The organism is Serratia sp. CY44782 (genome assembly GCF_052168715.1).
Classification (GTDB): domain Bacteria; phylum Pseudomonadota; class Gammaproteobacteria; order Enterobacterales; family Enterobacteriaceae; genus Serratia; species Serratia nevei.
This window is the reverse complement of record NZ_JBJNME010000010.1, coordinates 72,529-97,317: the sequence shown is the minus strand read 5'-3', so window position 1 is coordinate 97,317 and position 24,789 is coordinate 72,529. Positions and strand designations below refer to the sequence as shown.

Below are 24,789 nucleotides of genomic sequence, written 5' to 3'. Positions count from 1 at the left end.
TAAGTCACCTATTTTATGTTGAGGTGAGAATATCACCTTTAATCAGGTGGCCAAATTCACTGTGCCACTACATGGTGTTGTTCGTGAATAACGATACGTTCAATGGACTGGGGAGTTACGGTGAAGACGGGACGGGTTTGGCGTCTCTGATACGGGAAGCCTGGCTGAGTGCCATACAACTGAGCCAACAACCCGAATACCGAAAGTTGGTACATTTCCCGGATAATCCGCTGTATTACCTGGACGTCAATGCTTTAAACTACAAAACGGTTTACGATAAATTCACCTTCAGGCTGAGTTATTTTGCGAAGGAGCGCACCAAGTCATACAACCGGAATGAACGCTCATTTGGCTGCAGTCAGTCCTGAGGCAAAACAAACTAAGTCTATAAAGATTTTTTCAGCCTGGCTCTAATCGACTGAATCTCAGCATACTCCGCTTTTGAAGCCTTGACACGTCAGTTATTCTTTCACCTCTGACTGGCTACTCGCGACTGCCTGCAGGAGACTGATTATGTTATTGACCGCAAAAGCCATTAACTGACTTTTCGACTTGATCTCCTTAAGTTATGTGAGAAATTTGCCGATATGAAAACATGATCCCCCAGTCGCTACTGACATGCCCTGTCAGTAGCGACTGGTAATCTCAAGGAAAAATTACAAGGAGAACGCGCATGAGCGGGCATGAGGTAATGGTACAAAGAATAACCGCTATTATTGCAGAACTTTACCAGTACGGCTTTGTATCACGTAAGAAGATGATGGACGAATTCAACATCAGTGAGCGTACTTTGTATCGTGATCTTAATCGTCTGGGCGACAGAATCGTCCCCGATGGTGATGGTATTTACAGGCTGGCTCCCGCTTACGCTAAACCTCAGGCTCTAAAAGAACAACAAAATCTCATCAATGCCCTAGGGATGGCAGAGTTATTCCCTGTAAAAAAAATCTTCTCCCAGCCTGACATGACTTCACTGATCATCAGATCGCTGCCCGGAGACCCAGAGGCGAAACGCGTACTTGAGAATAACTATAGTGTGTTCGATAAAGCGATTCGTGAAAATAGCCTTTGTGAATTTCATTATAAAGGGAAACATCGGACCGTCGCGCCTTATAAGCTTATTAACATAAAGAGCGTCTGGTATCTCGGTGCGGTAGAGAATGAAAAGGTTAAAGGATTCCAGCTCACCAAAATTCATTGGCTGAAATTTAAATCAGAGCACTTCACACCACAACCCCATATCACACAATACTTTGCTGAAGAAGATGATGTCTGGTTTTCTTTGGATAAGCAGATTGTACTCCTTAAAATTTCAGCCGACGTAAGCCATTTTTTTAAACGTCGAAATGTTCTGCCTGCCCAAAAGTTAATTCGTCAGGAACCTAATGGCGACTTGATCGTGCAAACCAAAATGGCACACGAAAACCAGCTATTCCCATTATTACGTTATTGGTTACCAAACCTCACTGTTATTTCCCCGGTTAGCCTACAACAACGTTTTTATCAGAAGCTCAACCAGCAAATAATAGAAATGAAAAACCCATTGCAGTGAAATTATTTTTGACAACATACAGCAGGAGTAAAAAATGTTACGTGGTTCAGAAAGAAAAGAAGCATTAGCCAGTCTCAAAAGTGCAACTAACCGTTATGAAGTACAGGCTAAAGACACCCAGGATGAGATCACTGCCCTCTTTCTGTTACGCCAGAAATGCAGTAAGAACCTGATTGCCCGTGGTGAAAATTTTGTTAATCGACTGGCGAATACACCGAAAGAGTTTGATAAATCCTGGAGCGAATTGAAAGCGGAAATCGCTGAATTTGATAACGTGGTGGAAAAACTGGAAGAAGAATACCGCGCATCACATATTGGTAAAGGAACGGCTGCTGCGGGGGTTGCCGTAGGGGCGGGGGTCGCCGCATTTGCCCCTACGGCTGCGCTGGCGGTCGCAACAACTTTTGGTACAGCATCCACGGGTACCGCTATTGCTACGTTAAGCGGAGCTGCCGCAACAAATGCAGCCCTGGCATGGCTCGGCGGCGGCGCACTGGCTGCGGGTGGCGGTGGCATGTCAGCAGGAAGCGCACTACTGGCTCTGGCGGGTCCAATAGGCTGGGGGATTGGTGCTGTAGGCATCGCTGGCGGAACCTTACTAGCCCGTCGCAAAAACGGTAAAATCATTGATGAAGCACAACAGGAAGAGCGCCAGGTTCGCGCAAAAACCAGCGAACTTCGCGTGATGGAACGTGGTGCGCAAGAACTCAAGATGCTCACATCCGAGCACTATCATGGTACTGAAAGCATTATTGATGTGCTGGAAAAGGCTGCGCCTCAAGACTATTGCCAGTTTAATCCCCATCAGAAAGATCAATTAGGGGCATTGATTAACCATATCAATGCATTATCAAAACTGATCAACAAGAAAATCCAGTAATGAGCATTAACCATAATACAGTTGGCGACCAGCTTATCGGCAGCGCGGTTAACGCCATTAATCAGACCCGCATTGATAATGAACTGTTAAAACTATCGCAGCAGGATCGTGCATTTGAGTTGGCTGGCGAACAAATGCAAAAGGTGCGTGATTTCATCGCGTCACCGGGTAACATCCTGGGCTCAATGAGCACCAAACACGGTGAAATTGCTGAGCAGGTAGAAGTTGGCGTGCGCAATGCTCGCCAAGCAATAGAAGAAAGGGTTCAGGATGCCTCTGATCTTAGCGCCACGTTTGACGGAGTGGGTCGAACCGCTCCGGCGGATTATATGATAGATGGCGTTGACGTGCAGTCAAAGTTTATCAACGGAGTTAATAATAACCTGAACCATGTCCTTCAGCACATGGAAACCTATCCCAATTTCACCCAGGGAGAATCCTTTTACCATATCCCCAAAGACTCCTGGCAAACGATTCAGGATGTTATTGATGGGAAGCCGGTGGAGGGCTTGAGCGAAAAAACAATACAGGCTATCAGGGATAAAGTTGCAGAAATTGAAAGTACAACGGGAAGATCCTTTAATGATGTCGTGCGTCCTGGAGTTTCTGATTACAAAGATGTTCAGTGGGGAAAAATTGACGAAACGCTTGATAAACATGATCAGGAATTAGCGGAACAGAACGAGGCAAAAAAAGCAGAAATTATTGACGATCACCAACCCTCTCTAAGTGAAGGCATGCGTGCAACCGCAATGGGAGCCGCTTTCGGTGGAACCTTTGCTCTTGTAACAGGTATATATAGCAAATACCGTGACGGTAAAAATATATTTCGTGGAGATTTCAACAGACAGGACTGGCAGGATGTCGGCTTAGATACATTGAAAGGTGCCGCTATTGGCGGTGTATCCGCCGGAGCAATTTATACCCTGACCAATTATGCCTCTCTGGGAGCACCGTTCGCCAGCGCGCTGGTCACTGCCGCTAAAGGTGTAAGCAATCTCGCTCTCTCCTATCAGTGCGGTGAGATTAATACTGATGAGTTTACCGATCTTGGCCTTATCATCTGCGCGGAATCGGCCATCGTTGGCGCAATGTCTGTCGCAGGTCAGGCAATCATCCCTGTGCCTGTGTTGGGGGCATTAGTTGGTTCTATCTCAGGGAAGTTTATGGTTACAGTAGCTAAAAATCTGGACAGTAAAGCACGCCAATTGCTGGCGAAAAAAATGGAGCAATTTACATGTCGCTTAAGTGAGATTGAGCAGAAAGCACTCAACCGAATTTTGAACGAGTTCGCGGCGCTGGGTGAGCTTACCGCAGCTGCATTTAGCGTGGAAAACAATCGCCGGTTGCTGGAAGCAAGCATCACGCTTGCCCAGGCCCACGGTGTTGAAGAGGCGAAGATAATCAAAAACGCGGATGATCTTGACACATTTATGATGGCGTAGCACTCGAATAAAAATTACAGCAAGGATAAAACCACAATGCTACAGATAATTGGTGCGTTAATTTTACTGGTAATCGGTTTTGTTATTATAAAAGCGTTGTTTAAGGCATCTCTCAATATTCTAGGTGTGATATTAGGATTTGGTGCATTGATTGTTGCAGGCCCACCTTTATTGGCGGGCTATATTGTAGAGCGCGTAACCTATGCGCTTCACTCACGTTGGCTGCTGGGTGTACCTCTTGCCATATCAGGAATGGTGATTAGCTTTATGTGGGGACTTGATGGTAAACATATTGCCTACGAAGCTTATTCATTTGATTCAATGAAGTTTATTTTAACCGCTGCATTTGCCAGTGGCCTGCTTGCAGTACCTGTAAAAACCAAGGCTATTCTACAAAACGGGCTTATACTAGCCGATATCAATGCCAAACTTAAAGAGTATTATTGCTGTTTTTATACGTCTTACTTTTTGATGGCCTGCTCTGCGGCTACACCGTTTATAGCCTGGCAATATAATATCTCATCTTCACTGATGTGGTGGACAGGGTTGCTATACTGGATAGCAGCCTTACTGACACAGTTCTATGCGGCAAACCAAATTCAGGAACTCAAGAAGTTAACTAATGCCATCAATACAGGGTTAAATGAGCAAAAAGCGATCAATAACCAACTTTGGCTGACGGAACTAAAAGAAGGAAGTAACCTCTCAGCAGAATTCGTAGAGACTATCTATCTTAAGTTGGTCTCACAGCATATTTTTCAGGGCGATACTCGAGAGCAGGATCTGGCTGGTGAAAACTGGCTTTTAAATGATGCCTGGTATGAAAGAAAGATGGCTGAATTTAATGAGCAGTTAAACAGTAAAATTGTACACTCATCAGATGAGCTAAGAAGCCTTTTTGGTAATAGGCTGAATTTACCCTCTGCTGCGAATGATGATCTCCTGAACCGTTATCTTGATGGTGGGAACTATTATTCTTTTTCGGATGGTCGAAAATTTGTCTCGTTTCACTATGTCGACGAGCTTTGTACCTGCACTTCATGCGGTTTGAGCGAGATTAAAAACGCAAAACACCAGGGCGGTGGTGGGAGCCAGGAATGGTATTGCTCTGATATTTGCCGGGAAACGGAAAAACTCTGCATTGAAATTCACAAGCGACCACAGGCTGAATTTATTTCCAGTGCAGCAACAAACGGTCTGATTCTCATGACACTCCCGGAGGCCTGGAATACTAACGAAAAAATGTTTGCAGTGGGAGGACAAGTACATGGTTTTGCAGCCGAACGGGGAAATCATCTTACTGACAAAATCCAACTAAAAGATGCACATATTCTCGGTGATGATAATGCGAAAAATGGTGCAGACAGGCTGGTTAACGGTTCAGAGATTCAGACCAAATACTGTGCAACCGCTGCACGTAGCGTCGGTGCTGGTTTTGACGGACAAAACGGTAATTATCGCTATTATGACAGTAACGGAACCCCAATGCAGTTAGAGGTTCCGAAAGACCAGTATTCGAAAGCGCTTGAAACGATGGAGAACAAAATTCGCGATGGCAAAGTCCCCGGCGTTACCGATCCTGCAGAAGCCACAAAACTTGTACGTCAGGGACACCTGACTTATAGCCAGGCACAAAACATCACTAAGTTTGGCACGTTCGAATCTATCACTTACGACATTGCGGAAGGATCTATCATCAGCCTCGCAGCTGGAGGTATCAGCTTCGGTCTGACAGCTTCTATTTTCTACCTCAATACCGGCGATCGTAAGGCTGCGTTGCAAACGGCAGCAATACAGGCAGGTAAAACATTTACCCGCACACTGACAGTTTATGTGACGGTACAGCAATTACACCGTATCAGTGCCGTTCAGGGGCTACTTAAAAATATTGATTTTGCCGCTGCCAGCCCGACAGTTCGTAATGCGCTTCAACAGGGAGTCGGAGCTAACAATCTCAACTCCCTTAACAAGATGATGCGTGGCACACTGGTTACCTCTTTCGCACTGGTCGCCGTGACCACTGGTCCGGATATGATCAAAATGGTGCGAGGTCGTATTTCTGGGGCACAGTTTATAAAAAATCTGGCAGTTACTTCATCTGGTGTGGCTGGGGGTGCAATTGGTTCTATTGCTGGCGGAATGATGCTTAGTCCATTAGGTCCTTTCGGTGCTTTAGCAGGACGCGCAGCTGGTGGCTTGTTAGGCGGTATGATTGCCACAGCGATTTCCAAAAAAATAGCGGGTGCACTAGTTGAAGACGACCGAGTAAAAGTGCTGGCTCTCATCCAGGAACAGGTTACATGGCTTGCAACAAGTTTCATGCTTACAGAACACGAACTTGAAAACCTGAACGCGAATCTGGCAACAGTAATTGACCAAAAAACCCTGGAGGTTATCTTCGCCGCAAAAGAGCAAGACCGAGCAACGGCCAATATGCTGATTAAACCACTTGTAGTAAGTGTGGTTAAGCAACGACCGGTCCTGAGCTATGAACAATCGCAAATCTGCGAAATGGTCGATCAGCTTGATACATCGGTTTCATTATCTGCTGTTGCATAATGAAAGGTATAAATTCATTACCATCGTGATATGGTGCTTCAGACGAAGCAAACTTAAATACCATTAACCCCATGATACTATTGTAAAATCCAAAAAAACAATGGTAATCATCATGACTAGTCCTGATATAGGTTGACACTTTTCAGCCGGATAACGCCCGATGAACCTCATCGGGCGTTTTGTATTTCAGCGACAGGTGCGGCCGCCGCGTGTTGGTTACTGTGAGTCCCGGTACTTGTGTTTGCGCGATAAGGCGGTCAGCTGCTTTTTTGTCAGCGTGGTGCCAAAGTCGGTGTTCATCACTTTGACGACAGCTTCGAAGAACTGGGCTTTGACTTCAGATTCAGCCAGTTGCTGCTCAAGTTCTTTAATACGCTGTTCGGGCGTCAGGGGGAGTTTGGGCATGTTGTCTCCGCACGTTCTGGTGGAAGGAGAAGTCCGCCAGTCAAGCTGACCGTATTTGCGCAGCCAGTTCATGACGGTTACGTTGCCTTGGATACCATAACGGTCTGTGGCCTGACGGCAAGTCATTTCGCCTTTTTCGACCTGTTCGACGACGGCCAGTTTAAAGGATAGAGAGTAATCGCGTTGTGTGCGTTTAATATACTGGTTCATCACATTTTCCTCTGTGCGTGAGTAAAATGTGTCAACGCTATTTAGGACGGGTCAGTCCTTTTAGCATCCTCACGCTTACTTCTGGCTTCAGCTATAAAGAAACATCGGGGTAAACACCTATAGCGAGGAGTTTCTCTTTACCTAACGAGCGATATTTGAGACGCCAGTATCTTTTACCATTCGGATTAACCAGTAGGTAAAGACCACCACCATCAGCCAGTTTGTAGGGCTTCTCTTTGGGTTTTGCAGTTTCAACCTGACGAGCTGTCAGCTTCATTGGGGGTACCTCTCAGCAGGGGGTACAATTATACCCCCATCCATACCCCCACATTGAGCTTGACCCTGGGGGAGTACAATTGAGTTCAATAGACTAATAGAATGCTATAACTGCTGATTTATCAATGAAAAGTTGAGTTTGGTAGACTTCAGGGGAGTTTAGTTTGGAGCGGGTGAAGGGAATCGAACCCTCGTATGCAGCTTGGGAAGCTGCCGTTCTACCATTGAACTACACCCGCATCGGTGTGCGACAGGCATTATAACCGGTTATCGGCGGCGGGCAAGCGGAGATGGCGCGTAACTGTCGATGTTTTAAGCGGTTAAGTCCAGTGGGCGAAAAAAAACCGGCGCAGTTGCCTGCACCGGTGATTTCACGCTAAACGGAATTATTTCTGTGGGCGCATCGCCGGGAACAGAATCACGTCGCGGATGGTGTGGCTGTTGGTGAACAGCATCACCATACGGTCGATACCGATGCCCAGACCGGCGGTCGGCGGCAGGCCGTGCTCCAGCGCAGTGACGTAGTCTTCGTCGTAGAACATCGCTTCGTCGTCGCCGGCGTCTTTCGCGTTCACCTGATCGGCAAAGCGCTGTGCCTGGTCTTCGGCGTCGTTCAGCTCGGAGAAGCCGTTGCCGATTTCACGGCCGCCGATGAAGAACTCGAAGCGGTCGGTGATTTCCGGGTTAACGTCGTTGCGGCGCGCCAGCGGCGACACTTCAGCCGGGTACTCGGTGATGAAGGTCGGCTGAATCAGATGGCTTTCCGCCACTTCTTCGAAGATCTCGGTCACGACGCGGCCCAGGCCCCAGCTCTTCTCAACCTTGATGCCGATGGATTCGGCGATGGCCACCGCTTTGCCCATGTCGGCCAGGTCAGCCAGATCGGTTTCCGGGCGGTATTTCTTGATCGCCTCGGTCATGGTCAGCTTCTCGAACGGCTTGCCGAAGTCGAACACTTCGTCGCCGTACTGTACCTGAGAGGTGCCCAGCACTTTCTCGGTCAGGGTGCGGAACAGCGTCTCGGTCAGCTCGATCAGGTCTTTGTAATCCGCGTAAGCCATGTAGAGTTCCATCATGGTGAACTCTGGGTTGTGACGCGGAGAAACGCCTTCGTTACGGAAGTTGCGGTTGATTTCGAACACGCGCTCAAAGCCGCCGACCACCAGACGCTTCAGATACAGTTCCGGCGCGATGCGCAGGTACATGTCGATATCCAGCGCATTGTGGTGCGTGATGAACGGACGCGCGGACGCGCCACCCGGGATCACCTGCATCATCGGGGTTTCGACTTCCATGAAGCCGCGTTCCACCATGAAGTTGCGGATAGCCGACATCACCTGAGAACGCACCTTGAAGGTATTGCGCGATTCTTCGTTGGCGATCAGATCCAGGTAACGCTGGCGGTAACGGGTTTCCTGATCCGCCAGGCCGTGGAATTTGTCCGGCAGCGGGCGCAGCGCTTTGGTCAGCAGACGCAGCTCGGTGCAGTGGATCGACAGTTCGCCGGTCTTGGTTTTGAACAGCTTGCCGCGTGCGCCGAGAATATCGCCCAGGTCCCACTTCTTGAACTGGTCGTTGTATACGCCTTCAGCCAGATCGTCGCGCGCGACGTACAGCTGAATGCGGCCGCCCACGTCCTGCAGCGTGACGAAGGATGCTTTGCCCATAATACGGCGGGTCATCATGCGGCCGGCGACGGTCACTTCTACGCCCAGCGCTTCCAGCTCTTCGTTGTCTTTATCGCCGTACGCGGCGTGCAGTTTGTCGGAGGTGGAGTCACGACGGAAGTCGTTCGGGAACGCAATGCCGTTCTCGCGCAGGCCGGCCAGTTTCTCGCGGCGGGACTGCAGTTCGTTATTGAGATCCAGCGCCTGATCGGCGCCCTGTACTTGTTGTTCAGACATTTCTATTCCTCATAACCCGGCTTTCAAACTTGCCTCAATGAATTTATCCAGGTCGCCATCCAGTACGGCCTGCGTGTTACGCGTTTCGACGTTGGTGCGCAAATCCTTGATGCGGGAGTCATCCAGCACGTAAGAACGGATTTGGCTGCCCCAGCCGATGTCGGACTTGTTGTCTTCCATCGTCTGCTTATCAGCATTTTTCTTTTGCATCTCAAACTCGTACAGCTTGGCTCGCAGCTGTTTAAACGCTTGATCCTTGTTCTTATGCTGAGAACGATCGTTCTGGCACTGCACCACGATGTTGGTTGGCAGGTGAGTAATACGTACGGCGGATTCGGTTTTGTTGACGTGCTGACCGCCCGCACCGGAGGCGCGGTACACGTCGATACGCAGATCCGCCGGGTTGATTTCGATATCGATATCGTCGTCGACTTCCGGGTAGATGAACACCGAGCTGAACGAGGTGTGGCGACGGCCGCCGGAGTCGAACGGGCTCTTGCGCACCAGGCGGTGAACGCCGGTTTCAGTGCGCAACCAGCCGAACGCGTAGTCGCCGATGATCTTGATGGTGGCAGACTTCAGGCCCGCGACGTCGCCGTCGGACTCTTCGATCACTTCGGTCTTGAAGCCCTTGGCTTCAGCCCAGCGCAGGTACATGCGCAGCAGCATGCTGGCCCAGTCCTGCGCTTCGGTGCCGCCGGAACCGGCCTGGATATCCAGGTAGCAGTCGGCGCTGTCGTATTCGCCGGAGAACATGCGGCGGAATTCCAACTGATCCAGCTTGCTCATCAGTTGATCCAGCTCGGCGACCGCTTCGTTGAAGGTTTCTTCATCGTCGGCTTCCACCGCCAGTTCCAGCAGCCCGCCGACGTCTTCGCCGCCCTGCTCCAGCTGATCGATGGTTTCAACGATGGCTTCCAGCGCGGCGCGCTCTTTGCCGAGCGCCTGTGCGCGCTCCGGCTCGTTCCACACGTCCGGCTGCTCCAGCTCGGCGTTGACCTCTTCTAGGCGTTCCTTCTTGGCATCATAGTCAAAGATACCCCCTAAGAACCGCAGTCCGCTCGGACAGGTCCTGAATTCGGTTTTTTACCGGGTTAATTTCAAACATGGTTTCGTTCTTTTACGTTGATGTCGTCGATGGCGGAATGCCATTGGAACCGCTAATTCTAACGGATCCGGGCGGCAGTTTATAGCGAGTTGGTCAGTTTTTGTGGCGATCGGGAAGGATGCAGGGGATTGGAGAGCCCAATCCCCGAATTGTGTTCAATTTCGCCTTAGCGCGGCCAAAGATGCTGGATCAGCAGCTGCACGTTGCGGTTGCCGCGAAACTCGTTGACGTCGAGCTTGTAGGCCAGTTCGACCTCGCGCACGCTGCTGTCCGGCCACAGCGTGGTGTCCACGTTGAACGCGATGCCGTCGAGCAGCGGGCCGCCGCCGAGCGGTTCCACCATCAGCTTCAGGTGTTTCTCACCCACCAGCCGCTGCTGCAGAATGCGGAATTTGCCGTCAAAGGTCGGCTCCGGGAACGCCTGGCCCCATGGGCCGCCCTCGCGCAGCAGCTCCGCCGTCGTCAGCGACAGCTCCTGCATCGCCAGTTCGCCATCGGACCAGATCACCCCTTCCAGCATCGCCGGATCGAGCCATTCCCCCACCAGCTCGCCGAAGCGCTGGCGGAACTCGTCGAACCTGGCCTCTTCCAGCGACAGCCCGGCCGCCATCGCGTGGCCGCCAAACTTCATCATCAGGCCGGGGTTCAGCATATCCAGCCGCTCCAGCGCGTCGCGCATGTGCAGGCCGGGCACCGAACGGCCGGAGCCTTTCAGGATGCCGTCACCCGCCGGCGCGAATGCGATCACCGGGCGGTGGAAACGCTCTTTGATACGCGAGGCGAGGATACCCACCACGCCCTGGTGCCATTCCGGGTGATACATCGCCAACCCGTAAGGCAGCTCGGTGCTGGTGCGCTCCAACTGGTCGCACAGTTGCAGGGCTTCCACCTGCATGCCCTGCTCTATCTCGCGTCGCGTCTGGTTCAACGCGTCGAGATCGTTGGCCAGCATACGCGCCTGCGCGATGTCGTCGCTCAGCAGCAGCGCCACGCCGATCGACATGTCGTCCAGCCTGCCGGCGGCGTTGAGACGCGGGCCGAGGGCGAAACCGAGATCGTTGGCCGCCAGCTGGCGGGCATCGCGGTTAGCTACCTCAAGCAGCGCGCGGATGCCCGGACGGCATTTACCGGCGCGGATGCGGTTTAACCCTTGATACACCAGAATGCGGTTGTTGGCGTCCAGCGGCACCACGTCGGCCACGGTGCCGAGCGCCACCAAATCCAGCAGTTCCGCCAGATTGGGCATCGCCAGCGCACGCTGTTCGAACCAGTCGCTGTCCCGCAGCCGGGCGCGCAGCGCCAACATCAGGTAGAACGCAACGCCCACTCCGGCCAGCGATTTGGACGGGAAGGCGCAGCCGCGCAGGTTGGGATTGACGATCGCTTCGGCCGCCGGCAGGGTCTCGCCCGGCAGGTGGTGATCGGTCACCAGCACCTGCATGCCCTTGGCGTGCGCCACGTCGACGCCGGCGTGGGAGGAGATGCCGTTATCGACGGTGACGATCAGCTCCGCGCCGCGCGCCGCCGCCTGCTCCACCACTTCGGGGCTCAGGCCGTAGCCGTCTTCAAAGCGGTTCGGCACCAGGTAGTCGACGGCTGCGCCGCCCATGCTGCGCAGCGCCAGCACCGTCAGCGCGGTGCTGGTGGCGCCGTCGGCGTCGAAATCGCCCACCACCATGATGCGGCGACCGTCGGCCAGCGCCTGTTGCAGCAGGCTGACAGCGTCGTCGATACCGTCCAGCTGTTGCCAGGGCAGCATGCCCTTGACGCCGCGCTCCAGCTCCTGCTCACCCTGAACGCCGCGCAGGGCGTAAAGCCGGCGCAGCAGCGGCGGCAAACTGGCGGGCAGATGCGTGTCGTCCGCCGCCGGACGGCGGCGTAGTTGCGTTTTAATACTCACCGGCGATTAACCACCGGCTTTGGTGGCGGCCTGGTGCGCATCCAGCATGGCGGCCATCTCTTTTGGCCCCTGATAGCCTGGGATCATCATGCCGTTTTCCAGAATGATCGCCGGCGTGCCCTGAATGCCGAACTGCACGCCCAGCTCGTAATGCTTGCTGATGTCAGTTTTGCAGGTGGCCGGAGAGATGGCGTCGCCCTTCATGGCGGCGTCGAACGCCTTGGCCTTGTCGGCGGTACACCAGATAGACTTCATGTCTTTCTCAGCCTGGGAAGCCAGCCCCTGACGCGGGAACGCCAGATAACGCACGGTGATGCCCAGATCGTTGTACTCTTTCATCTGCTGGTGCAGCTTATGGCAGTAACCGCAGGTGATATCGGTGAACACGGTGATCACGTGTTTCTCTTTCGGCGCTTTGTAGACGATCATTTGATCTTTCAGCGCGTCCATCTTGCTGCTCAGCAGTTGGTTGGTCACGTTGACCGGCTCTTTGCCGCTGACGTCGAACAGCGGGCCCTGCAGGATGTGCTTGCCGTCTTCGGAGGCGTACAGCACGCCGCTGTCGGTCAGCACGGTTTTCAGGCCGTTAACCGGCGAAGGCTGCACGTCCGCCTGCTGGATGCCCAGGCTGGCGAGCGCTTTTTTGATCGCCGCGTCGTCGGCATGGGCGGCACCGGTCACCGAAGCCACCAGCAGAGAGAGCAGCATTAAACCTTTTTTCATTGTTCCAATCCTTTCGAACCCGCCGCTCAGGCGCGCGGGTGATGCTGTTGATGTAGCTGTTTCAGTCGTTCGGTCGCTACATGAGTATAAATTTGCGTGGTCGAGAGATCGCTGTGCCCTAACAACATCTGTACGACACGGAGATCGGCCCCATGGTTCAGCAAATGGGTGGCAAACGCGTGCCGCAACACGTGCGGCGACAGACGTTCACTGTCGATGCCCGCAAGGATGGCATAGTGTTTGATGCGATGCCAGAACGTCTGTCGGGTCATTTGCTGGCAACGGGTGCTAGGGAACAACACATCCAGCGTCTGACCGTTGACCAGCCACGGACGGCCGTGTTCCAGATAATTTTCGATCCAGTAGACCGCCTCTTCACCCAGCGGCACCAGCCGCTCCTTGTTGCCCTTGCCGATCACCCGCACTACGCCCTGGCGCAGGCTGACGTCGCTGATGCTCAGCCCCACCAGTTCGGAAACCCGCAGCCCGGTGGCGTACAACACTTCGAGCATCGCCTTGTCGCGCAGCTCCAGCGGTTGATCGACGCAGGGCGCCTGCAACAGCGCATCGACCTGCGCCTCGCTCAGATCCTTCGGCAAACGCTGCGGCAGTTTGGGAGACGCCAGCTGCGCGGTGGGATCGTCGGCGCGCAGTTTTTCGCGATACAGGTACTGAAACAGGCGGCGCATGGCGCTCAGCAAACGCGCGGAGCTGGTGGCCTTGTAGCCGCCGTCCACCCGCTCGGCGAGAAAGGCCTGCAGATCCAACGCCTGCGCCTGCAGCAAGGCGGTGTTTTGATGGCCAAGCCAGGTGCCCAGAGCCTGCAAATCCAGCCGGTAGGAGGCCAGCGTATTTTCCGCCAGATTGCGCTCAAGCCACAGCGCATCCAGGAATTGTTCAATCAGCGCATTGTCTTGCTGTTGCACGCGGTCCTCTCTTTGTTGCATTTCCACCCGCGCCATTATGCCTTAAGCCGACGCAAATCAGGTATACTCGCTGCAATTCTCTAAACAGCAACGTAACGGTTTACACATGAAGATTGGTCTGTTTTACGGCTCCAGCACCTGCTACACCGAGATGGCGGCAGAAAAAATCCGTGAGATTCTGGGTGAAGACCTGGTCGACCTGCACAACCTGAAAGACGTCTCTCCCAAGCTGATGGAGGACTATTCCATTCTGATCCTCGGCATCCCGACCTGGGATTTCGGCGAACTGCAGGAAGACTGGGAAGCGATCTGGCCGCAGCTGCCGGCGCTGGATCTGAAAGGCAAAATCGTCGCCATGTACGGCATGGGCGATCAGCTCGGTTACGGTGAGTGGTTCCTCGACGCGCTGGGCATGCTGCACGATCAAATCGCGCCGCTGGGCGTACAGTTCATCGGCTTCTGGCCGACCGACGGCTTCGAGTTCACCAGCCCCAAACCGCTGAGCGCCGACGGCAAACACTTCGTCGGCCTGGCGCTCGATGAGGTCAACCAATACGATCTGAGCGAAGAGCGCCTGCAGCAATGGTGCGAGCAGATCCTGTTGGAGATGGAACCGCTGCTGTAGCCGCTGTCGGGCGCTGAGCGCGCCCGATTTCCCCGCTTATTTCCACAGACGGAAGCGTGGCTCCTCTTCCCCGGCCGGCGTTTCCTTGGTCAACCGCGCCGGATCCGCCACCTGATACCAGTCCAGCTTGCGCGTCAACAGCATAATGCCCGCCAGAATGGCGAACAGCAGCCCTGCTCCCAGCACCAACGCATTGTCCTCCGACTGCAACAGCAAATAGAGCACGCCGTACAACAGCAACAGGCTCACGGCGAACAGCGCACCGCGTAGCTTGCCGCGCAGTACGGCACTCAGATAGAAGCCGATCAGACCGCTGCAGGCGATGCTGGCCGCCAGGTAAGCGAGAGCGAATCCCAGGTGTTCGGAGAAGGCCAGCAGAATCAGGTAGAACAACACCAGCGCCGCGCCGACCAGCAGGTACTGAATCGGGTGCACCCGCAGCCCGGTCAGGGTTTCGAACAGGAAAAACGCCATAAACGTCAGCCCGATAAACAGCAGCGCGTATTTGACCGCGCGCTCGGCCAGCTGATAGTGATCGACCGGTTCGACCAGGCTGGCGCTGAAGGCCGGCAGCTTGTCCTCGTCGATAATGCCATCGTCGTAATGGAACGCACTGTTGATATTGTTGGCGAACCAGGTGCTGCGCCAGCGAGCGCTAAACCCTTGCTCCGTCACCTTGCGTTCATCCGGCAGGAAGTTGCCGAGGAAATTCGGGTGCGGCCAGTTGCTTTGCAGCTGCAATTCGCTGCTGCGCCCCAGCGGCACCAGCGACAGGCTGCTGGTGCCCGCCAGCGTCAGGGTGAAGTCGGCGTTCAGCCCCTCTTTTTGTTGCAGCGCCGCCAGCGTCAACGGTGCGTGGATCCCCTGGCGCAACGCTCCCACGCCGGTGCCCGGTTCAAACGCCACCGGCTGCGGTATTTCCAGAGGAGAAATGCTCTTGATGCCGCGAGAGTCGCTCAGCGCCACCAGCAGGAACGGCTGGCCGAGGGTCACGTTGGCACGTTGCAAATCCGCCAGTTCCGGCTGGCCGAAACGCACCTTGAATTTCAGCGGCCCCTGGTAAACCTGCGTCTGATAAATGCCCAGTTTACGCACCTCTACTTTCGGCGCCCCCAGCACCTGAAGCGACTCCGGCAGCAAATAGCGGTAATGCTGCACCCGCTGCACTACCGTTTGTCCTTTCTCATCTTTCTTCTCTTCCCGTTCGACGTAGGGAATGACAATCAACGGGCCGAGCACGCGCTGTGCCCCGCTGGTGCTTTCGCTTACATGCCCGACCACACTTTGCCGATAGCCACTGCGTTCGTCGATCACGCTCATCAGTTGGGCGATGGGGATCAACATCACCACCATCAATCCCAGCAGCGTGGTTATTTTCCAGAAAAGTACCGATTTCATCATGCTCGCTCCTCGTAGGTAATGAGGCCACGATAAAACCCGCAGGTGAAATCAGAATGTGGTTATGTGAAGGGAAGGTGAAGTCACAGCGATAACCTGAAAGTCGCTTCCACCCCGTGCGGCCGGCGGTTGCGCAGGTGAATGCCGCCATGATGCAGACGGGCGACCTCCTGCACGAAGTTCAGCCCCAGCCCGCTGCTTTTCGGCCGTTCGGCGCGCGGCAGCGAATAAAAACGTTCGAACACCTTATCGAGCGCATAGTCCGGAATGCCGCTGCCGTCATCGCAAACGCTGATGCAGTAGTGCTGTTCCCGCCGTTCGCCTCGTACGCTGACGCAACCGCCCGGCGGGGTAAAGTCGATCGCGTTGTCCAGCAGGTTGGTCAGCGCCTGGCTGATCAGCAACGCATCGCCGTTCAGCGTCACCTCTGCCAGCGCCTCCAATTGTAACCTGACGCCGCGCTGCGTCGCCTGCGCCTCTTTGCCCGCCACCGTCTGGCTGACCAGCGCCGCGATCGCGATGGGCGCGGTCTCCATGTCTGGCCGACTCTCCAGCCGCGCCTGCACCAGCAGTTTGTCCACCAGCTGCTGGATGCGTGCGCTTTGCTGCTCGATATTGGTGAGAAAACGCCGGGCGGTCTCCGGCGGCGGCAACTCTTGCAACAGCTCTGCCGCGCCCCTGATCGCCGCCAGCGGGCTTTTCAGCTCATGCGTCAGGGTATGTGCATACTGTTCGATATATGCTTTGCCTTCCAGCTTCAGTCGCATGCTCTCCAGCGCCTGCGCCAGCTGCGTCAGTTCCCGGCCGCCCACTTTGGGCAGCGGCGCGTTTTCTCCCTGCGCCACCCCGTCGGCATAGCGCACCAGCCGGCCTATCGAACGGGTGATCCACCAGACGAATACCGCCCCGATCAGCAGCGCGATCCCCAGCAGCAATGCGCCGGCCCACAGAATGCGCCGTTCGCTGCGTTTGATCACCGGCGCCATGGTGCTGTTGGGTTTGCCCACGGTGAGTACGCCGATAATACGCCCTTGTTCTATCACCGGCGCGGCCACATACATCACCGAACTGTTTTCATCCTGCGGGTCGCTGCGGGTACTGCGGGCGCCGTACTGGCCGCGCAGCGTCCGATAAACGTCATTCCAGCGCGAATAGTCCTGCCCCAGCGCGCGGCCGGCAGAATCGAAGATAACTCGCCCCTGGGCATCGGTAAGATAGACGTGGTATTCGCTGCGATCCTTGCGGATGCCGGAGATATTGGCGCCGATCGGCCGCTGGTTCAGCTGCGTAAACGCCTGCGCCAGTTGACCATGCGCCGCATCGCCGCGCTGCATGTCCTGACGGGCGATCTGCGCCAGCAGGTTAGCGGTGTCCACCAGCGTGCCTTCGGTAGCGCGCCGCACGCCGGGCTTCACTTCCTGGACGAAAATGCTCAACACGAAGTACCCGGCCACCGCCACGATCAGAAAATATCCCAGCAGCAGGCGCAGGCCAATTTTCATGGCTGGCGGCTCACGCTGTAGCCCAATCCGCGGTGGGTGTGGATGGGCGGCTCACCGGGTTCCACCGCACGCAGCTTGGCGCGCAGCGTTTTGATGTGGGTGTCGACGGTGCGATCCAGGCTTTCTTCCGCCTGCGCCCAAACGCTTTCCATCAGTTGCTGCCGCGAGAACACCCGTCCGGGCGCCAACAGCAGAGTCTTCAGCAGCAGGTATTCGTAACGGGTCAGCGGCAGCGGCCGCTGATGGTAGGAGATAGTGGCCGCGTCTTCGTCGAGCGTGAAAGCGCCGAAATGGTAGCGGGCGCTCTGTTGCAAGCGCTGCTGCTTATACAGGCGGCGCAAAATGGTGCGCACCCGTGCGCTAACCTCGCGAGGGGAGAACGGCTTGGCGACATAGTCGTCGGCGCCGATCTCCAGCCCAATCAGGCGATCCACTTCATCACTGCGGGCGGTAAGAAACAAAATCGGCAGATCGGCCGCCTGAGCCAGCAGGCGGCGACACAATTCAAAGCCGTTGATATCCGGCAAACCGACATCGAGGATAGCGAGCGCGGGCGCGCCTTGCGCCAGCGCCTGCAACGCCGGTTCCGCGCGTTCGAACCAGCGCACCTCGAAGCCTTCGCTCTCCAGCGTGTAAACCAGCGTATCGGCAATGCTGGGTTCATCCTCCACCAACCAGAGTACGGGTTTCATCAGGCCTCCTCGCCGTCACCCGCCGGCGGATACAGCAACAGCTGCCGCAGGTGGCGCCACTCCTCTTTGCTCATGCAGTCGGAAGCCAGCCACAGCCGGCGGCGCTTTTTGCCCTCCATCGGCTGCAGCGTCAGCAGCATGCCATAGCCCGGCATCCACGGTTTTTTCGCCAGCCGCCACTCGCGGCCGTGCCAGCTGAAGCGCCGGTCCGCCAGCAGCCGCAGCTCGCCCTGCACTGCGGCGATGCGCTTCTGGCTGCGAATGCACTGAAACACCACCAGCGTCAGCAACACCAGCCAGAGCGGGCCCAAGCCTTCCGGCCAGGGCGAAATCAGGATCAGCAGGATCAGAACGCCGTGGGTCAACAGGGAAAACAGCTGAGTGCGCCAGGAAATGCGGATATCACATCGCCACTGGGCCACGGTCTTTATTTCGCGTTTGGATCAGGGTCACCATTCTCTGCAGCTCGCTGTCCTGCGGCGCGCCATGATTCATCAGCCAGTTGAACAAATCGGGATCGTCGCACTCCAGCAGGCGGATGAACAACGCCTTGTCCGCGTCATTCAGGCTGTCGTATTCGTATTCGAAGAACGGCATGATGGAGATGTCCAGCTCGCGCATGCCACGGCGGCAAGCCCAGTGAATACGTGCTTTGTTGTTAATATCCATGTTGTTATGACTCACCTCTTTTCAGCGCGGCAGCACCAGCGCAGGGTTCAAATGACACACTGTATGGCAACGCCGTCGCAATATAATTCCATCAGCCGGGGATCTGTCTGCAAGGGTGCCCAGGCCGCAAGCCTATAGAGTAACAATTTGACATACACGCCGGGAAGGCGCTTTGCTGCGGAAAACGTAATAAAGCGCAAAATGCCAAAAAAAGCGCACCCCGGCCCCACGGCGCGAATAACAGTTTGCAAAGCCCGCCGCCTCTTTTACCATGGGGTCAATACCCTTCAGGTAAGCTAAACGTTGAGCAGGAACTTACTATGGCGCATAACATTCCATTCCCACCCCGTCAGCCCTCCGCCTCCACCCATCTGCCCCTGACGCTGATCTCGCTGGAAGATTGGGCGCTGGTGACGCTGAACGGGCCGGACACGGTGAAGTATCTCCAGGGCCAGGTGACGGCGGACATCGACGCGCTGGCGGCCGATCGGCACGTGCTGTGCGCCCACTGCGACGCCAAGGGCAAAATGTGGAGCAACCTGCGTCTGTTCCACCGTGGCGAAGGCTTCGCCTATCTGGAACGCCGCAGCGTACTGGACAGCCAGCTGGCTGAAATCAAAAAATACGCGGTATTCTCCAAAGTCACCATCGCCGCCGATAACGATGCGGTGTTGCTGGGCGTCGCCGGTTTCCAGGCGCGCGCCGCGTTGGCGGACCTGTTCGCTACGCTGCCAGATGCCGGACACCCGGTGGTGCAGGACGGCGACACCACGATTCTGCACTTCAATGCGCCGGCGGAACGTTTTCTGCTGGTGACCCGCCCCGCCGTGGCCGAACAGCTGATCGGCAAACTGCATGACCAGGCGGAACTGAATGACAGCGGCCAGTGGCTGGCGCTGGAGATCGAAGCCGGCTATCCGGTTATCGACGCCGCCAACAGCGCACAGCTGATCCCGCAGGCTACCAACCTGCAGGCGCTGGAAGGCATCAGCTTCAGCAAGGGCTGCTATACCGGTCAGGAGATGGTGGCGCGCGCCAAATTCCGCGGTGCCAACAAGCGTGCGCTCTACTGGCTGGAAGGTAAGGCGGCCCGCGCCCCGCAGGCGGCGGAAGATCTGGAGCTGCAGCTGGGTGAAAACTGGCGCCGCACCGGCACCGTACTGGCGTCGAGCCAACTGGCCGACGGCACGCTGTGGGTACAGGTGGTGATGAACAACGATTTGGACGCCGACAGCAAGCTGCGGGTGCGCGACGATGCCGCCAGCCAGCTGGCGATCAAACCCTTGCCGTACTCGCTGGCCGAAGAGAAATAATCCATCGGCCGCAGGCGCCCTGCCTGCGGCCGTCTTCGTTACTCGTCCAACTCCCCGTCGCGCTGCACCAGATAAATCAGCACCAGGATGATGGTGACGAAGAAGCGAAACGCACTCGGTACGCCGTTCCACTGCTGCGACATCCACATGCCGAACCACTCGCCCCCAATCGACATGAAGCCGACCTGCCAGGTGAGGAAGCCCAGCGTCAGCCCCACTACCGCCAGTTTTTTCCGGCCGTTGAAGGCTTTAGCAGGCAGTTTCAGGCCGCCCAACAGACGCAGACCGCCGATCCAGCACAACAGCGCGGTCAGGCTCTCCAGCGCAATGATGAAAATATAGCCGGCGTGATGCAGCCACGGCGTCTGTATCGATCGGTAGCCGATGGTGGCGTCGGGGAAAATGGTGTCCATCATAAAGACGTGGCGCACGAAGGCGAAGTTGGAGCCGTAATCGGTGATATTGCCGAAGGCGACCAGCGAAGCGAACAAGGCGATAGCGCAGACCAGCAGCGCTTTGGATAAGCGAACGATCATCGTAATGAGTCCTGAACAGGTAAGAGAAAGAGTATGCGGGCTCAGAAATGAAAGAACGGGCTTGCTGGATACCCGAAAGAAGCAAGCGCCTCTTTTTTAAAATAAAAGAGGCGCCAGTTCAATACGCATTCAGACGTAGCGGCAACGCTTAGACGTACAGGTAGATCGCCATGAAATGGCAGGCGCTGCCGCCGAGCACGAAGGCGTGCCAGATGGCGTGGCCAAAGCGAATGCGCTTGGAGGCGTAGAAAATCACCCCCAGGGTGTAGACCACCCCGCCAATCGCCAGCAGCGTGACGCCACCGGCCTCCAGCCGCGTGACCAGCTGATAAATCACGATCAGCGACAGCCAGCCCATCGTCAGGTAGGTCACCAGCGACAGGGCTTCAAAACGGTGGGCGAAGGCCAGCTTGAACAACACGCCCAGCAGCGCCAACCCCCAGATTACCGCCATCAGGCCCTTCGCCAGCGGCGAGTCCAGCCCCACCAGCAAAAACGGGGTGTAAGTCCCGGCAATCAGGAGATAAATGGCGCAGTGGTCAAATTTTTTCAGCCAATGCTTGGCCTTCTGATGCGGGATCGCATGGTACAGCGTGGAAGCAAGAAACAGCAGGATCATGCTGCCGCCGTACAGGCTGTAACTGGTGATGGCCGTCGCATCCGCGCCGGTATTCACCGCCTGCACCAGCAGCAACACCAGGCCGACGATACCGAACACCAGCCCAATGCCGTGGCTGATGCTGTTGGCGATCTCTTCCGCCCACGGATAAGCCGCGGCGACAATCTTATTGTTCCCGGCTTTCACTACGTCCGTTTTCCCCATAACGCGCAACCCCTCAAAATGCCCTGCTTTGTGCGAAATTAACGCAAAGCAGCTTAACTGAGAATAATTCCAGTGTACACGTGTACGCTAAAATAAAAATGTGAACGCGTGTAACCATCGAAATCGCCCGCCCGGTGGTCTACAATCGTCAGGCTTCAACCCACCCACCTTGAGGTTTACACCATGTCATCCGCTGTACCCGCGTTAGATTTCGGCTCAATGACCCAGGTCATCCAGTTCCTGATGGAAATCGATAAGTTGAAAGGCGTGCAACGCCGCACCAAAGTGCTGGGCACCCAGCGCCAGGAAAACTCCGCCGAACACAGTTGGCATTTCGCCATCGCCGCCATGAGTCTGGCGCCCTACGCCGGTGATGACGTAGACATTCAGCGCGTGATCCAGATGGCGCTGCTGCATGACATCGTGGAAATCGACGCCGGCGACGTGCTGGTCTACGATCTGGCGGCCCGCGCGGCGATCCACGATCAGGAAGTGGCGGCGGCGCGCCGTCTGTTCGGCATGTTGCCGGAGGCTCAGCGCGAGTATTTCACCGCTTTATGGCAGGAATATGAAGATGGCGAAAGCGCCGATGCACGCTTCGCTTTGCTGCTGGATCGCACCATGCCGATGCTGATGAACCTGCACAATGAAGGCCAGAGCTGGGTAGAGAACGGCATCAGCCTGGAGCAGGTGCTGGCGCGCAATGCATCGATCGCCGACGTGCACCCCGAGCTGTGGCACCACATGGAGCAACACCTGCGGGATGCGCAGCGCAAAGGCTGGTTGAAGTAAGTAAACCGGGCTGCCGCGGCAGCCCTTCAACGTCAAGCGAATGCCCGTTGGCGTTCCAACGCCTCCTCATAGCTCGGCATCGACCCCGCCGCCCCGGCGCGCTCCACGCAGACCGCCGCGTAGGCGGCGGCAAAGCGCACCGCATCGGCTAACGGCACCTGATTCGCCAGCTGCGCCGCCAGGGCGCCGTTAAACGCATCGCCCGCGCCGGTGGTGTCTTTCGGCTGCGCTGGAAACGCCGGGATCAGCTCGCTGTTTTCCCCGTCCGAGAACAACGCCCCTTGCGTGCCCAAGGTCACGATCAGTAAGCGAATGCCTTTGGCATGCAGCACCTGCGCCGCCTGGCGCGCCGAAGCCACATCCCGCACCGGCACGCCGGTCAGCAACGTACACTCGGTGGCGTTGGGCGTCAGCATATCGACCTGTGCCAGCAGGCTGTCCGGCACCGGCTGAAACGGCGCCGGGTTGAGAATGATGAACGTCTGCGCCTCGCGGGCGATAGCGATCACCTGCTCAATCGCCGGCAGATTGTTCTCCAGTTGGGTCAACAGAATGTCCGCCGCGGCGATCGCCGGCCGACACTGGCGCACCTCGTCTTCGCTGACCGTCAGGTTGGCGCCGGGATCGACGGCGATCATGTTCTCCGCCTCCTCACCGGCAACGTAGATAAGCGCATTGCCGGTCGGGCAATCGCCGGTCGAGAACAGCGTCACCGCATCGAAACCAGCGGCGGCGAGGTGGCGCCGGGCGAAGGTGCCGAAGTCATCGCGCCCCACCTTGCCGATATAATGCACCCTTGCCCCAGCGCGCAGCGCGGCGGTGGCCTGGTTGGCCCCCTTACCGCCCGCGCCCATCATGCTGTTGCGGGCGATCAGCGATTCGCCGGGCTGCGGAAAGCGCGCCATGCCGGCGACGATATCCAGGTTGAACGAACCGAACACGCAGACTTTGCCTTTCATTGCGGGTACTCCCTGCTCAATTGGAGGTGGCGCCGGGCGGCCAGGCAGGCGCCTTTGCTGCCGGTTTCATCGGTCAGGCGGCTGATGGAGATCGCCAGCCCCTGCGCCGGCTGCGGCCCGCGCAAATGGCGGCGGATCTCTTGCTTAAGGCGTGCCAACGGGAAACCGCTCATGGCGATCACGCCGCCGCCCAGGATCAGCCGCTGGGGATCGAGCACGTTCATTTCGATGGCGATGGTCTGCGCCAATCGTTCGACGAAGCGCCGCAGATCCGGATGTTCGCCGTGGCGTTCGAATAGCCGTTCGAACGGCGTTTGCGCCGCGTTGGCGCGCGCCCAGCCGGTCAGCCAGTGGCCCGAGGTCAGGCTCTCGACGCAGCCCCGTTTACCGCACGGGCACTCACCCTGATGGCCCGGCCAGGGAATGTGCCCCAGCTCACCGGCGGCGCCGTGCGCCCCGTGATAAAAGTCGCCGTTCAGCCACAGGCTGTTGCCCATGCCGGTGCCCAGATACAGCCCCACCGCCACCTGCGGCAGCGCCGGCAGCTGCTGCAAGTCCCACCACAGCAGGTGATTGACGTCTTTATCCATCCGCACCGGCAGCGCCAGCGCATCGGCCAACAGCGCCGCCACCGGCTGGGCGTCCAGCGCCGGAATGAACGGCAGCGACAGCACCCGCGAGCGATCCCGGCTGAGGATCCCCGGCAGCCCGAGCATCACCTGCGCCACCTGACGATCTTTGCAATGCCCGGCGATCAGGCGGCCCAACGCCACCAGCGGATCGGCCTGCCGTGCCCAATCGGCGGTCGCTATCTTGAGGTACCCGCTGAACTCGCCGTCATCATCCATCAACAGCAGGCGGGTATTGGTGCCGCCGACGTCTACGCCAAGAAAATGCCGCATCATGTCCCCCGCCTCAGGCCGCCTGCCGCATCTGATCCAGCATTTTTTCCCATGCCGTCTCCAGATCCGGATCGAGGTTGAACAGCCCGGAGCTGCCGACGATCAAGACTTCCGCGCCGGCAGCCATCAGATCGCGGTAGGTGCGCTGATTGCAGGATCCGTCGATCTCGATCAGATAGCTCAGGTTTTGTTGGCGTTTCAGATCGCGCAACTGGCGGATCTTTTCCAGCATTTCGGGAATGAACGGCTGCCCGGCATAGCCCGGATCGACGGTCATCACGGTGACCTTGTCCAGCAGATGAAGGTAGTGGCGGATAAACTCCACCGGCGTAGCCGGGTTCAGCACCACCCCCACTTTTTTGCCCAGCGCGCGGATCTGGTTGATCACCCGGAACGCATCGCGGTTGATGGTTTCGGCGTGCGGGCAGATAAAGTCCGCGCCGGCACGGGCGATCGGGTCGATAAAATCGGTCGGGTTCTCCACCATCAGATGCACGTCCAGCAGCAACGAGGTGTGCGGGCGGATCTGTTCGATAAAGAACGGCGACAGCGTGATGTTTTTAACGTAGTGCCCATCCATGATGTCGATATGCAGCATATCGGCGCGGCGGTTCAGCACCGCCAATTGCTGCCGGATATCCATCAGGTTCATGCACATCAGTGAAGGTGAAATCTGGTATTTCATTAGCG

At 56.5% G+C, this 24,789-nt stretch carries 22 protein-coding genes, 1 tRNA gene and 3 pseudogenes; 8 read left to right on the top strand and 18 right to left on the bottom strand.

The window, feature by feature from the left end; translation table 11 throughout:
* Positions 1-53 precede the first annotated feature (53 nt).
* From ACJ8HT_RS19390 to ACJ8HT_RS19370, 5 genes and pseudogenes are all read left to right on the top strand, one after another.
* Positions 54-368 (top strand): annotated as a pseudogene (locus ACJ8HT_RS19390) (YagK/YfjJ domain-containing protein); the annotation flags it as partial.
* A gap of 305 nt (positions 369-673) precedes the next feature.
* A complete protein-coding gene (locus ACJ8HT_RS19385; protein ID WP_197653226.1) occupies positions 674-1,552 on the top strand; it encodes a helix-turn-helix transcriptional regulator in 879 nt (292 codons plus the stop codon).
* A gap of 34 nt (positions 1,553-1,586) precedes the next feature.
* Positions 1,587-2,432 (top strand): hypothetical protein, encoded by an 846-nt coding sequence (locus tag ACJ8HT_RS19380; RefSeq protein WP_197653227.1) that lies wholly within the window; start codon positions 1,587-1,589, stop codon positions 2,430-2,432.
* Positions 2,432-3,877 carry a hypothetical protein gene (locus tag ACJ8HT_RS19375; protein ID WP_197653228.1) on the top strand — a complete coding sequence of 482 codons (1,446 nt, stop codon included), beginning with the start codon at positions 2,432-2,434 and terminating at the stop codon, positions 3,875-3,877. The genes ACJ8HT_RS19380 and ACJ8HT_RS19375 overlap by 1 nt, the downstream gene beginning before the upstream one ends.
* Positions 3,878-3,913: 36 nt before the next feature.
* On the top strand, positions 3,914-6,436 hold the full coding sequence (locus ACJ8HT_RS19370) for a hypothetical protein (protein ID WP_197653229.1): 2,523 nt from the start codon (positions 3,914-3,916) through the stop codon (positions 6,434-6,436).
* A gap of 228 nt (positions 6,437-6,664) precedes the next feature.
* Here the strand turns inward: ACJ8HT_RS19370 and ACJ8HT_RS19365 are convergent.
* From ACJ8HT_RS19365 to xerD, 8 genes and pseudogenes are all read right to left on the bottom strand, one after another.
* Positions 6,665-7,051, bottom strand: a pseudogene (locus ACJ8HT_RS19365) (IS3 family transposase); the annotation flags it as partial.
* Between the two features lie 56 nt (positions 7,052-7,107).
* Positions 7,108-7,328 (bottom strand): annotated as a pseudogene (locus ACJ8HT_RS19360) (Arm DNA-binding domain-containing protein); the annotation flags it as partial.
* Between the two features lie 164 nt (positions 7,329-7,492).
* A tRNA-Gly gene (locus ACJ8HT_RS19355) sits at positions 7,493-7,566 on the bottom strand.
* Positions 7,567-7,713: 147 nt separating this feature from the next.
* Positions 7,714-9,231 carry a lysine--tRNA ligase gene (lysS, locus tag ACJ8HT_RS19350; protein WP_033649459.1) on the bottom strand — a complete coding sequence of 506 codons (1,518 nt, stop codon included), beginning with the start codon at positions 9,229-9,231 and terminating at the stop codon, positions 7,714-7,716.
* Positions 9,232-9,240: 9 nt separating this feature from the next.
* Positions 9,241-10,339 (bottom strand): peptide chain release factor 2 gene (gene prfB / locus ACJ8HT_RS19345; RefSeq protein ID WP_096242572.1). Its coding sequence is split into 2 segments (ribosomal slippage): positions 9,241-10,263 and positions 10,265-10,339, totalling 1,098 coding nucleotides; the frame shifts between segments, so codons are not numbered across the junction.
* Between the two features lie 166 nt (positions 10,340-10,505).
* Positions 10,506-12,239, bottom strand: a complete 1,734-nt coding sequence (gene recJ, locus ACJ8HT_RS19340; protein ID WP_197653231.1) for a single-stranded-DNA-specific exonuclease RecJ — start codon at positions 12,237-12,239, stop codon at positions 10,506-10,508.
* A 6-nt stretch (positions 12,240-12,245) separates the two neighbouring features.
* A complete protein-coding gene (dsbC, locus tag ACJ8HT_RS19335; protein ID WP_038871236.1) occupies positions 12,246-12,962 on the bottom strand; it encodes a bifunctional protein-disulfide isomerase/oxidoreductase DsbC in 717 nt (238 codons plus the stop codon).
* 26 nt (positions 12,963-12,988) lie between these two features.
* Positions 12,989-13,888: a site-specific tyrosine recombinase XerD gene (xerD, locus tag ACJ8HT_RS19330; protein ID WP_060441367.1), complete on the bottom strand. Its 900-nt coding sequence runs from the start codon at positions 13,886-13,888 to the stop codon at positions 12,989-12,991.
* Between the two features lie 106 nt (positions 13,889-13,994).
* Here xerD and fldB point away from each other — a divergent pair, with 106 nt between their 5' ends.
* Positions 13,995-14,513 carry a flavodoxin FldB gene (fldB, locus tag ACJ8HT_RS19325; RefSeq protein ID WP_048324740.1) on the top strand — a complete coding sequence of 173 codons (519 nt, stop codon included), beginning with the start codon at positions 13,995-13,997 and terminating at the stop codon, positions 14,511-14,513.
* Positions 14,514-14,549: 36 nt separating this feature from the next.
* Here the strand turns inward: fldB and creD are convergent, their stop codons facing one another.
* From creD to sdhE, 5 genes are all read right to left on the bottom strand, one after another.
* Positions 14,550-15,914, bottom strand: a complete 1,365-nt coding sequence (creD, locus tag ACJ8HT_RS19320) for a cell envelope integrity protein CreD (protein ID WP_197653232.1) — start codon at positions 15,912-15,914, stop codon at positions 14,550-14,552.
* Between the two features lie 80 nt (positions 15,915-15,994).
* Complete coding sequence (gene creC, locus ACJ8HT_RS19315; RefSeq protein ID WP_089186425.1) at positions 15,995-17,413, bottom strand: two-component system sensor histidine kinase CreC; 1,419 nt, start codon at positions 17,411-17,413, stop codon at positions 15,995-15,997.
* A complete protein-coding gene (gene creB / locus ACJ8HT_RS19310; protein ID WP_033644777.1) occupies positions 17,410-18,105 on the bottom strand; it encodes a two-component system response regulator CreB in 696 nt (231 codons plus the stop codon). The genes creC and creB overlap by 4 nt, the downstream gene beginning before the upstream one ends.
* Positions 18,105-18,527, bottom strand: a complete 423-nt coding sequence (locus ACJ8HT_RS19305; protein ID WP_194572189.1) for a protein YgfX — start codon at positions 18,525-18,527, stop codon at positions 18,105-18,107. The genes creB and ACJ8HT_RS19305 overlap by 1 nt, the downstream gene beginning before the upstream one ends.
* Complete coding sequence (gene sdhE / locus ACJ8HT_RS19300; protein WP_019455657.1) at positions 18,508-18,774, bottom strand: FAD assembly factor SdhE; 267 nt, start codon at positions 18,772-18,774, stop codon at positions 18,508-18,510. Before sdhE ends, ACJ8HT_RS19305 begins: the two co-directional genes overlap by 20 nt.
* 320 nt (positions 18,775-19,094) lie before the next feature.
* Between sdhE and ygfZ the strand changes: the two genes are divergently transcribed.
* A complete protein-coding gene (ygfZ, locus tag ACJ8HT_RS19295; RefSeq protein ID WP_197653233.1) occupies positions 19,095-20,087 on the top strand; it encodes a tRNA-modifying protein YgfZ in 993 nt (330 codons plus the stop codon).
* Positions 20,088-20,125: 38 nt separating this feature from the next.
* Here the strand turns inward: ygfZ and ACJ8HT_RS19290 are convergent, their stop codons facing one another.
* The gene (locus ACJ8HT_RS19290) at positions 20,126-20,623 is read right to left on the bottom strand and encodes a DUF2165 family protein (protein WP_049199221.1); all 498 of its coding nucleotides are present in this window, start codon (positions 20,621-20,623) and stop codon (positions 20,126-20,128) included.
* 148 nt (positions 20,624-20,771) lie between these two features.
* Positions 20,772-21,446, bottom strand: coding sequence for a PAQR family membrane homeostasis protein TrhA (gene trhA / locus ACJ8HT_RS19285; RefSeq protein WP_038871224.1), 675 nt, complete (start codon positions 21,444-21,446; stop codon positions 20,772-20,774).
* A 183-nt stretch (positions 21,447-21,629) separates the two neighbouring features.
* On the opposite strand from trhA, the gene ACJ8HT_RS19280 reads away from it, so the two are divergent.
* The gene (locus ACJ8HT_RS19280; RefSeq protein WP_025304127.1) at positions 21,630-22,238 is read left to right on the top strand and encodes an HD domain-containing protein; all 609 of its coding nucleotides are present in this window, start codon (positions 21,630-21,632) and stop codon (positions 22,236-22,238) included.
* Positions 22,239-22,270: 32 nt separating this feature from the next.
* On the opposite strand, the gene rbsK is transcribed toward ACJ8HT_RS19280, so the two are convergent.
* The 3 genes from rbsK to alsE are packed head-to-tail and all read right to left on the bottom strand — an operon-like array spanning position 22,271 to position 24,784.
* The gene (gene rbsK, locus ACJ8HT_RS19275; protein ID WP_038871218.1) at positions 22,271-23,197 is read right to left on the bottom strand and encodes a ribokinase; all 927 of its coding nucleotides are present in this window, start codon (positions 23,195-23,197) and stop codon (positions 22,271-22,273) included.
* Entirely contained in the window at positions 23,194-24,102 is a 909-nt protein-coding gene (gene alsK, locus ACJ8HT_RS19270) for an allose kinase (RefSeq protein ID WP_197653234.1), read from the bottom strand. The genes rbsK and alsK overlap by 4 nt, the downstream gene beginning before the upstream one ends.
* A gap of 10 nt (positions 24,103-24,112) precedes the next feature.
* Positions 24,113-24,784 (bottom strand): D-allulose 6-phosphate 3-epimerase, encoded by a 672-nt coding sequence (alsE, locus tag ACJ8HT_RS19265; protein ID WP_197653235.1) that lies wholly within the window; start codon positions 24,782-24,784, stop codon positions 24,113-24,115.
* Positions 24,785-24,789: the final 5 nt, after the last annotated feature.

What these genes read in the sequence shown, in the direction of transcription:
- ACJ8HT_RS19385 (WP_197653226.1), top strand. Translation starts at nt 674, where the DNA reads ATGAGCGGGCATGAGGTAATGGTACAAAGAATAACCGCTATTATTGCA.
- ACJ8HT_RS19380 (WP_197653227.1), top strand. Translation starts at nt 1,587, where the DNA reads ATGTTACGTGGTTCAGAAAGAAAAGAAGCATTAGCCAGTCTCAAAAGT.
- ACJ8HT_RS19375 (WP_197653228.1), top strand. Translation starts at nt 2,432, where the DNA reads ATGAGCATTAACCATAATACAGTTGGCGACCAGCTTATCGGCAGCGCG.
- ACJ8HT_RS19370 (WP_197653229.1), top strand. Translation starts at nt 3,914, where the DNA reads ATGCTACAGATAATTGGTGCGTTAATTTTACTGGTAATCGGTTTTGTT.
- lysS (WP_033649459.1), bottom strand. Translation starts at nt 9,231, where the DNA reads ATGTCTGAACAACAAGTACAGGGCGCCGATCAGGCGCTGGATCTCAAT.
- dsbC (WP_038871236.1), bottom strand. Translation starts at nt 12,962, where the DNA reads ATGAAAAAAGGTTTAATGCTGCTCTCTCTGCTGGTGGCTTCGGTGACC.
- fldB (WP_048324740.1), top strand. Translation starts at nt 13,995, where the DNA reads ATGAAGATTGGTCTGTTTTACGGCTCCAGCACCTGCTACACCGAGATG.
- creD (WP_197653232.1), bottom strand. Translation starts at nt 15,914, where the DNA reads ATGATGAAATCGGTACTTTTCTGGAAAATAACCACGCTGCTGGGATTG.
- creC (WP_089186425.1), bottom strand. Translation starts at nt 17,413, where the DNA reads ATGAAAATTGGCCTGCGCCTGCTGCTGGGATATTTTCTGATCGTGGCG.
- creB (WP_033644777.1), bottom strand. Translation starts at nt 18,105, where the DNA reads ATGAAACCCGTACTCTGGTTGGTGGAGGATGAACCCAGCATTGCCGAT.
- sdhE (WP_019455657.1), bottom strand. Translation starts at nt 18,774, where the DNA reads ATGGATATTAACAACAAAGCACGTATTCACTGGGCTTGCCGCCGTGGC.
- ygfZ (WP_197653233.1), top strand. Translation starts at nt 19,095, where the DNA reads ATGGCGCATAACATTCCATTCCCACCCCGTCAGCCCTCCGCCTCCACC.
- ACJ8HT_RS19290 (WP_049199221.1), bottom strand. Translation starts at nt 20,623, where the DNA reads ATGATCGTTCGCTTATCCAAAGCGCTGCTGGTCTGCGCTATCGCCTTG.
- trhA (WP_038871224.1), bottom strand. Translation starts at nt 21,446, where the DNA reads ATGGGGAAAACGGACGTAGTGAAAGCCGGGAACAATAAGATTGTCGCC.
- ACJ8HT_RS19280 (WP_025304127.1), top strand. Translation starts at nt 21,630, where the DNA reads ATGTCATCCGCTGTACCCGCGTTAGATTTCGGCTCAATGACCCAGGTC.
- rbsK (WP_038871218.1), bottom strand. Translation starts at nt 23,197, where the DNA reads ATGAAAGGCAAAGTCTGCGTGTTCGGTTCGTTCAACCTGGATATCGTC.
- alsK (WP_197653234.1), bottom strand. Translation starts at nt 24,102, where the DNA reads ATGATGCGGCATTTTCTTGGCGTAGACGTCGGCGGCACCAATACCCGC.
- alsE (WP_197653235.1), bottom strand. Translation starts at nt 24,784, where the DNA reads ATGAAATACCAGATTTCACCTTCACTGATGTGCATGAACCTGATGGAT.